Raw genomic sequence first — 6890 nt, 5'->3', positions numbered from 1 at the left:
GCAAACGCCGGTCCAACCGGCTGCGCCCTGGGGCACCCTGGCTGAAGACGACGCTCGTCCAGTGCGCGGTCAGCGCCAGCAAAGCCAAGGGCACCTACCTGCGTGCGCTATACCATCGCTTGCGCGCCCGACGCGGCCCCAAGAAAGCCATCTGTGCGCTGGCCGCCTCGATGCTCACCGCGATCTATCACATGCTCAAGGACGGCACCTTCTACACCGACCTCGGCCCGGACCACTTCGATAAGCTGGACAAAAAACACCAGACCAGCCGCCTCGTGCGCCGTCTCAAGGAACTCGGTTATGCCGTGCAACTCGAACCCATCCCCGCGACCGGCTGAGGCCTGTTTCTTGCGAGTGAACACGGCCTGACCCTGGGCGACTCCGCGGCGAACGAGAAGCCGCTGTCGGTCGACCAGAACCTGCTGCACACCTCCTACGAAGGCGAAATGCTGGAAGATCCAGGCTACGTTCCGCCCGACGGGACGTTCGGCCGGACCCGCGACTTGGCCGACACGCCCGATTTCCAGCAAACCGTCACGATCACCTTTCGCGACGGAGCGCCCGTCGCGCTCGACGAGGCCGACCTGGCCCCACAGCTGCTGCTCGAGCAACTGAACCGAATGGGCAGCGCGCATGGCATCGGGCGCGTCGACATGATCGAAAGCCGCATTCTCGGCATGAAAAGCCGGAATGTTTACGAAACGCCGGGGCTGACGATCTTGCGCGCCGCCCATCTGGAAGCCGAAGCGATTACCCTGGACCGCGAAGTCATCCGGCTCAAGGAAGACTTTCTGTCACGATACACCAGATGTATTTACGACGGCTTGTGGTTCTCGCCGGAACGCGAGGCCCTTCAGGCGGCCATCGACCAAAGCCAGCGCGGCGTCGATGCCGCCATCACCCTGCGCATCTACAAGGGCAACGTTGATGTCGTGGCCCGCAGCTCGGACACCGGCCTGTACGACCGCGCGGCCGCCAGCTTCGACGACAGCGCGGCGGTGTCCCATGCCGACGCCACCGCCTATATCCGCTTGTCCGGCCTGCGTTTGCGCCTGCTCAACAAATTCCGGGATCGCCACACGGGCCAAGGGGACAACTCGCGTGGTCCGATACATGATCCCGACGGTATTCCTAGGCTACGGGGAGTACGGCGCGGCCAGCTTGTCCGGTTTGATCGCGGGCGGCGGCGCGCCCCGGCTCGTCGTCACGCACAGTCGTTCACCGGATAATCGGGTCGCGGCGCTGGCGCGCGACCATCGTATCGAGCTGGCCGTCGCGGGTCGGCGCGAACTCCGCGGCCTCGCCCCCCAGATACGCGCGCTGCGGCCGGAATATATTGTATCGACGAATTGGCGCTTCACCATCCCCGACGAAATCCTGGAGATACCGCAAAAATATCCGATCAACGTTCACGACTCGCTTCTGCCGGATTACGCCGGCTTGTCCGCCGAGCATTGGGTTATCCGCGAGGGGGCGGGCCGAACGGGTGTCACCGTGCATCTCATGACCGCCGAGATGGACGCCGGACCGATCGTCACGCAATGGGCGCTGCGGCTTGACGACAGCGACACCGGCGCGTCCGTGGCGCGACGCCAGCTTGAACGCTATCCGATCGTGGTGGTCGACGCGATCGCCCGGCTGGAAACGCCGGGGTTCGCGCCGCGGCGCGTCGAACCCTGGCGCTACCGTCGATATCACAAAATTATCGACCAGGATCGACAAATTGATTGGCAGTTGCCCCCGCAGCAACTTCTGAATCTTTTACGCGCACACGACGCGCCCGATCCGGGATGCTACTTTACATGGAATGACCAACGCTTTACCGTCCGCGAGGCGGGTTTTCCGATCGGGAGCTTGTGCGGCGCGCCGGGCCGCGTTGTTACGTGCGGGCCCGATGACCTTGGCGTCGCGACCGGCCCGACAGGGCACGACGGTATCGCCAAGCGCGGTTTGCTCATCCGAGTCATCGAGGACGTGCAGGGTGTGCGCTGGAGCCCCAGCGACGTGATCCCACTCAACGCTCAGCTAACCTAGGAGGCGTCTTTGGCGGAACTGCAGAGAACCCTCGGCACCCGTGGCCTTGTCGTCCATTACGTGAGTTCGGTCATGGGCGTGGGCGTCCTGGTGTTGCCCGGAATCGCCTATGGGATCGCGGGACCGGCGTCGCTGCTTGCCTGGCTTGCTCTCGTCGCGTTTTCCTACCCGTTCGCGTTGATCTTCGCCCGCATGTCCATGCGGTATCCGAACGCCCGCGGCGTGATCGAGTTCATCGAAGCCGCGTTCGGCCCCCGCGTTGCGTCGCGTACCGGGGTTTTCCTGCTGATCACGCTGATCGTCGCGAACCCGCTTCTGGCCGTCGCGGCGGCGCGCTACCTCGGCGAGGTTCTGCACATCACGGCCAATCGGGACGTCCTCCTGCTTGGCGCCGGAATCATGCTAGGGTCGATTGTTCTCAATCTCTTTGGCATCCGGGTGAACGTGCGGGCGCAGGGCATCCTTCTGACATTGCTGATCATTTTTATCATGAGCACGTGCGTGGTGGCGTTCTCCACCGTCGCGGAGATCGAGCAGGCCACGCCGGTGTTCCCGAACGGCCTCACGGCGCTCGGGATGGCGCTCATCGTATGCTTCTTCGGGTTCATCGGCTGGGAAAACGCTGCCCCGGTCGCCGAGGAAGTGGTCGACCCCGACCGCACCTTTCCGCGAGCGATCCTGGTTGGGGTGATCCTGGTGGGCGCCATCTACGTGACGATGGCGGCAACGGTCGTCTTGTCGCTGTCCACGGAGACCGGTTTCGCCTCCGGGGCAACATCGTTCTCCTACATCCTCCAACGGATCGGCGGCCCGGAAGTGGGCGCCGCCGGCAGTATCGTCGCCGCCGGCCTGATGATGATGACAACCAACGCGTGGACGTTGGGCACATCCCGATTCCTGTTCGGCCTGTCGCGGTCCGGCGACGTACCGAAAGGCCTGGCGCACGTCAGCGGTGACGCGGCCGTGCCGCGGCGTGCCCTGATCGCGCTAATCTTTCTCTACGGCGCCACCATCGCCGGGCTCTACGTCGTGAACGGCACGGAGCTCACGATCATCGAACTGTCGAGCTCGGGCTTTCTGTTGTTCTTCCTGATCGGCTTCGTCGCGGCGGCCCGCACCCTGGAGCGTCGCCGGTTGCGGATCACCGCCGTCGCGGTCGGCGCGGTGACCCTGTTCATGCTCGCGATCAATCCCACCGGCCTGGGCTTCTGTGCCGTGGCCTTGCTGATCGCGGAAGGGGTTCGGCAAGCTCAGTCCCGCAGAGAATGCCCGGCGGTCAGCTCTTAACGCGCGCCACGGCCGCGACAGCGCCCGCTGGTCGCCGGGCAACCGATCGCCCCGGCTACCCGCCGTGGAGCTGCTTCGCCTCCGCGCGGCGGGCGTGCAGGATCGGTTCGGTGTAGCCGCTCGGCTGCTGGCGGCCCTGGAAGATCAGGTCCTTCGCCGCCTGGAACGCGACCGAGGCGTCGAAGTCGCGGGCCATCGGGCGGTAGGCGGAATCGCCCTGGTTCTGCCGGTCGACCACTTCGGCCATCCGCTTCAGCGTCTCCAGCACCTGGGTCTCCGACACCACACCGTGGTACAGCCAGTTGGCGATGTGCTGGCTGGAAATCCGCAGCGTGGCGCGGTCCTCCATCAGGCCGACGTCGTTGATGTCGGGCACCTTGGAGCAGCCCACGCCCTGCTCCACCCAGCGCACGACGTAGCCCAGGATGCCCTGGCAGTTGTTGTCCAGCTCCTGCTGGATCGCGTCCGGCTCCCAGTTGGTGTCGCTCGCCACCGGCAGGGTCAGCAGGTCGTCGAGGCTGGCGCGCTCCTGGCCCTTCAGGCCGTCCTGCACCGCCTTGACGTCGACCTGATGGTAGTGGATCGCGTGCAGCGTGGCCGCCGTCGGCGACGGCACCCAGGCGGTGTTCGCGCCCGCCTTGGGATGGCCGATCTTGGCCTCCAGCATGTCGGCCATGCGGTCGGGCATCGGCCACATCCCCTTGCCGATCTGGGCGACGCCCTGCAGGCCGCACTTGAGGCCGATGTCGACGTTGCGGTCCTCGTACGCCTGGATCCAGCGGGTGCCCTTCATCTCGCCCTTCCGGACCATCGGGCCGGCTTCCATGTCGGTGTGGATCTCGTCGCCGGTGCGGTCCAGGAACCCGGTGTTGATGAACACCACCCGGTCCTTGGCGGCGCGGATGCACTCTTTCAGGTTGGCGCTGGTCCGGCGCTCCTCGTCCATGATGCCCATCTTGACGGTGTTGCGTGCGAGCCCCAGCAGGTCCTCCACGGCCGCGAACAGCGCGTCGGAGAAGCGCACCTCCTCCGGCCCGTGCATCTTCGGCTTGACGATATAGACGCTGCCGGCGCGCGAGTTCACCACCGAGCCGGTGCGCTTCAGGTCGTGCACCGCGATCAGGCTGGTGAAGGCGGCGTCCAGGATGCCCTCCGACACCTCCTGGCCATCCTGGTCCAGCACCATGCCGATCGTCATCAGGTGGCCGACGTTGCGCACCAGCATCAGCGAGCGGCCCGGCAGGGTCAGCTTGGCGCCGTCGGGCGCGGTATAGGCGCGGTCGGCCTTCAGCTTGCGCTCGACGGTCCGGCCCCCCTTCTCGAAGCTCTCCTTCAGCCAGCCCTGGGTCAGACCCAGCCAGTTGCGGTAGACCGCGACCTTGTCCGCGGCATCCACGGCGGCGACCGAGTCCTCGCAGTCCATGATCGTGGTGACCGCGGATTCCATGATCACGTCGGCCACCCCGGCGCTGTCGGTCTTCCCGATCGGATGCTGCGGGTCGATCTCGATCTCGACGTGCAGGCCGTGGTTTTCCAGCAGCACCGTTTCCGGCTGGCCCTCGGTGCCGACGAAACCGGCGAACCGCGCGGGATCGGCCAGCCCGACCGGGCCATCGGCGGTGTCGACGACCAGCGCGCCGGTCTCGACCCGGTAGCCGGTCGCCTGGCTGTGGCTGCCGCGTTCCAGCGGGGCGACCTGATCCAGCACCTCGCGCGCCTTGGCGATCACCTTCTGGCCGCGCTTGGGATTGAACTCGGCCGTGATTTCCGCGCCGTCGGTCTCGGGGATCGCGTCGGAGCCGTAGAGCGCGTCGTACAGGCTGCCCCAACGCGCGTTGGCGGCGTTGAGGGCGAAGCGCGCGTTCGACATCGGCACCACCAGCTGCGGCCCGGCCACGGTGGCGAATTCCGGATCGACGTTCCGGGTCCCGACGGTGAAGTCGTCGCCGTCCGGCTCCAGATAGCCGATCTCCTCCAGGAAGCTCTTGTAGGCGCCCGCATCGTGCGGCTGGCCGCGGCGGTCCCGGTGCCAGGCGTCGATCTGGCGCTGCAGCGCCTCGCGCCGGGCCAGCAGCTCGCGGTTCCGGGGCGCGAAGTCGTGCACCAGCCGGTCCAGCCCCGCCCAGAAGCGCTCGGCTTCCAGGCCGGTGCCGGGCAGGGCCTCCTGCTCGATGAAGTTCACCAGGTCGTCGGCGACCGTCAGGTTGCCCTTCTGGATCATGTCGGCGTCTGCCTCCTTGGAACACGTCGCGGCCGGAACTGTCGGGCCCATACGCTCGGGGCCCGGGGCGGCGCGGCCGGGCGGGAACGGCGCAGCCGTCATGCTGCACTGCGATCACGCCGGCGCGGAATGGGGCGCCAAAATAACGCCGGCTGCGCGTTTGTGAAGTGTTGCGCGCCGCATCAAAACCTTAGCTGTGGGAACCTGCGCGCCAGCGCTTCAGCGACACCCAGGTCAGCTCGTGCTTGTTGTGATGCAGGTGCATCAGCCGGCTGCCCGGCAGGCTGGCGAACGCGTCCATCGCGGCGACATCGGTCGCGCCCTGGAACTTCACCGTGCAGACGAAGTTGCGCGCCGCGCCCGCCTGCAGCCAGCGGGTGACCAGCCGGTACAGCCGGTCCGGGTAGCAGACGACATCGCTGCACAGCCAGTCGACCGGGCCGTCGCGGGCGGGATCGAGGGCGAAGGCGCTGTCGCGGCGAACCGAAACGCCCGGCATCGCGGTGACGCGCGCCGCCAGCTCGGCCTTGTCGACCGCCGTCACCTGCGCCCCCAGACTGGCCAGAACCCAGGTCCAGCCGCCCGGCGCCGCGCCCAGGTCGAGGCAGCGGTCGCCCGGCCCCGGGCGCTGGTCGAGCAGGCTAAGCGCCTCCCACAGCTTCAGGTAGGCGCGGTTGGGCGGGGTTTCGCGGTCCTCCACGAACCCGGCCCGGCCGTGCGGGAACGGGCTGAGCGTGCCAGGCGATGCCAGCAGCCGCCCTTCGTCGAGCAGCGTCCAGCCGCCCAGCGGCGCCGCCGGCGGCCGCTCGGGAAAGGCCAGCGGCTTCATCGAGACGTGCGGCAACTGCTGGGCGATCAGGTTGGCCCGGCGGACGTGGGCGGGCGGGGTCAACAGCGCCCAGTTGCGCTGCAGGCCCTTGAGCGTGCGCGCCGCCTGCTTGATCGAGGGCACCGGCAGCTCGCGCGCGTCGAACCAGACGTCTTCCGCCCAGGCGGGCGTCAGCGCCGGCGGCTCGGCCAGCAGCAGCCGGTCGCCGTGCCAGCCGCGCAGGCGCACCCCGGCGCGGGCGAGCTCGCCCTCCAGTTCCGCCGCGAAGCCTTCGGCTGCGATGTATCCGACCGTGTCCGGCATGACGGGCCGGCCTCTAGCACGCCACAGCGCGGACGCGCCACGGCGCTGAAGCGGTGGCAGACCATAGCAGCGGGTCCCTCTCCCTTGAGCCCGGGTAATTCACCGCCGGGGCAGTACAGAAGGGTGGCGTGACCTCGGAAGCCCTTGTTACCGGGGCTTTAGCGATGTCGGAGATAAACACCCGAGGTTCACGCCATGAGTGAGTCTAACAGGGTT

The 6890-nt window shown here is 67.5% G+C and carries 5 protein-coding genes and 1 pseudogene; 4 read left to right on the top strand and 2 right to left on the bottom strand.

Features of this window, described 5'->3' with window-relative positions; translation table 11 throughout:
* The 4 genes and pseudogenes from CKO28_RS26155 to CKO28_RS26140 form a co-directional block, all read left to right on the top strand.
* A pseudogene (locus CKO28_RS26155) lies at window positions 1-338 on the top strand (IS110 family transposase); the annotation flags it as partial.
* 3 nt (window positions 339-341) lie between these two features.
* Entirely contained in the window at window positions 342-1229 is an 888-nt protein-coding gene (locus CKO28_RS26150; RefSeq protein WP_200344155.1) for an adenine nucleotide alpha hydrolase family protein, read from the top strand.
* The gene (locus CKO28_RS26145; RefSeq protein WP_200344153.1) at window positions 1162-2034 is read left to right on the top strand and encodes a methionyl-tRNA formyltransferase; all 873 of its coding nucleotides are present in this window, start codon (window positions 1162-1164) and stop codon (window positions 2032-2034) included. The genes CKO28_RS26150 and CKO28_RS26145 overlap by 68 nt, the downstream gene beginning before the upstream one ends.
* Window positions 2035-2043: 9 nt before the next feature.
* Window positions 2044-3321, top strand: a complete 1278-nt coding sequence (locus CKO28_RS26140; RefSeq protein ID WP_200344151.1) for an APC family permease — start codon at window positions 2044-2046, stop codon at window positions 3319-3321.
* A 55-nt stretch (window positions 3322-3376) separates the two neighbouring features.
* Here CKO28_RS26140 and CKO28_RS26135 read toward each other — a convergent pair whose 3' ends face one another.
* Both CKO28_RS26135 and CKO28_RS26130 read right to left on the bottom strand, forming a co-directional pair.
* The gene (locus CKO28_RS26135; RefSeq protein ID WP_200344149.1) at window positions 3377-5542 is read right to left on the bottom strand and encodes a malate synthase G; all 2166 of its coding nucleotides are present in this window, start codon (window positions 5540-5542) and stop codon (window positions 3377-3379) included.
* 190 nt (window positions 5543-5732) lie between these two features.
* Window positions 5733-6674 (bottom strand): SAM-dependent methyltransferase, encoded by a 942-nt coding sequence (locus CKO28_RS26130; RefSeq protein WP_200344147.1) that lies wholly within the window; start codon window positions 6672-6674, stop codon window positions 5733-5735.
* Window positions 6675-6890 lie beyond the last annotated feature (216 nt).

It is taken from the genome of Rhodovibrio sodomensis, assembly GCF_016583645.1.
GTDB lineage: Bacteria > Pseudomonadota > Alphaproteobacteria > Kiloniellales > Rhodovibrionaceae > Rhodovibrio > Rhodovibrio sodomensis.
This window is presented reverse-complemented; position numbering and strand designations above follow the sequence as displayed.

Coding starts and splice junctions, on each gene's coding strand:
- CKO28_RS26130 (WP_200344147.1), bottom strand. CDS start 6,674: ATGCCGGACACGGTCGGATACATCGCAGCCGAAGGCTTCGCGGCGGAA.
- CKO28_RS26135 (WP_200344149.1), bottom strand. CDS start 5,542: ATGATCCAGAAGGGCAACCTGACGGTCGCCGACGACCTGGTGAACTTC.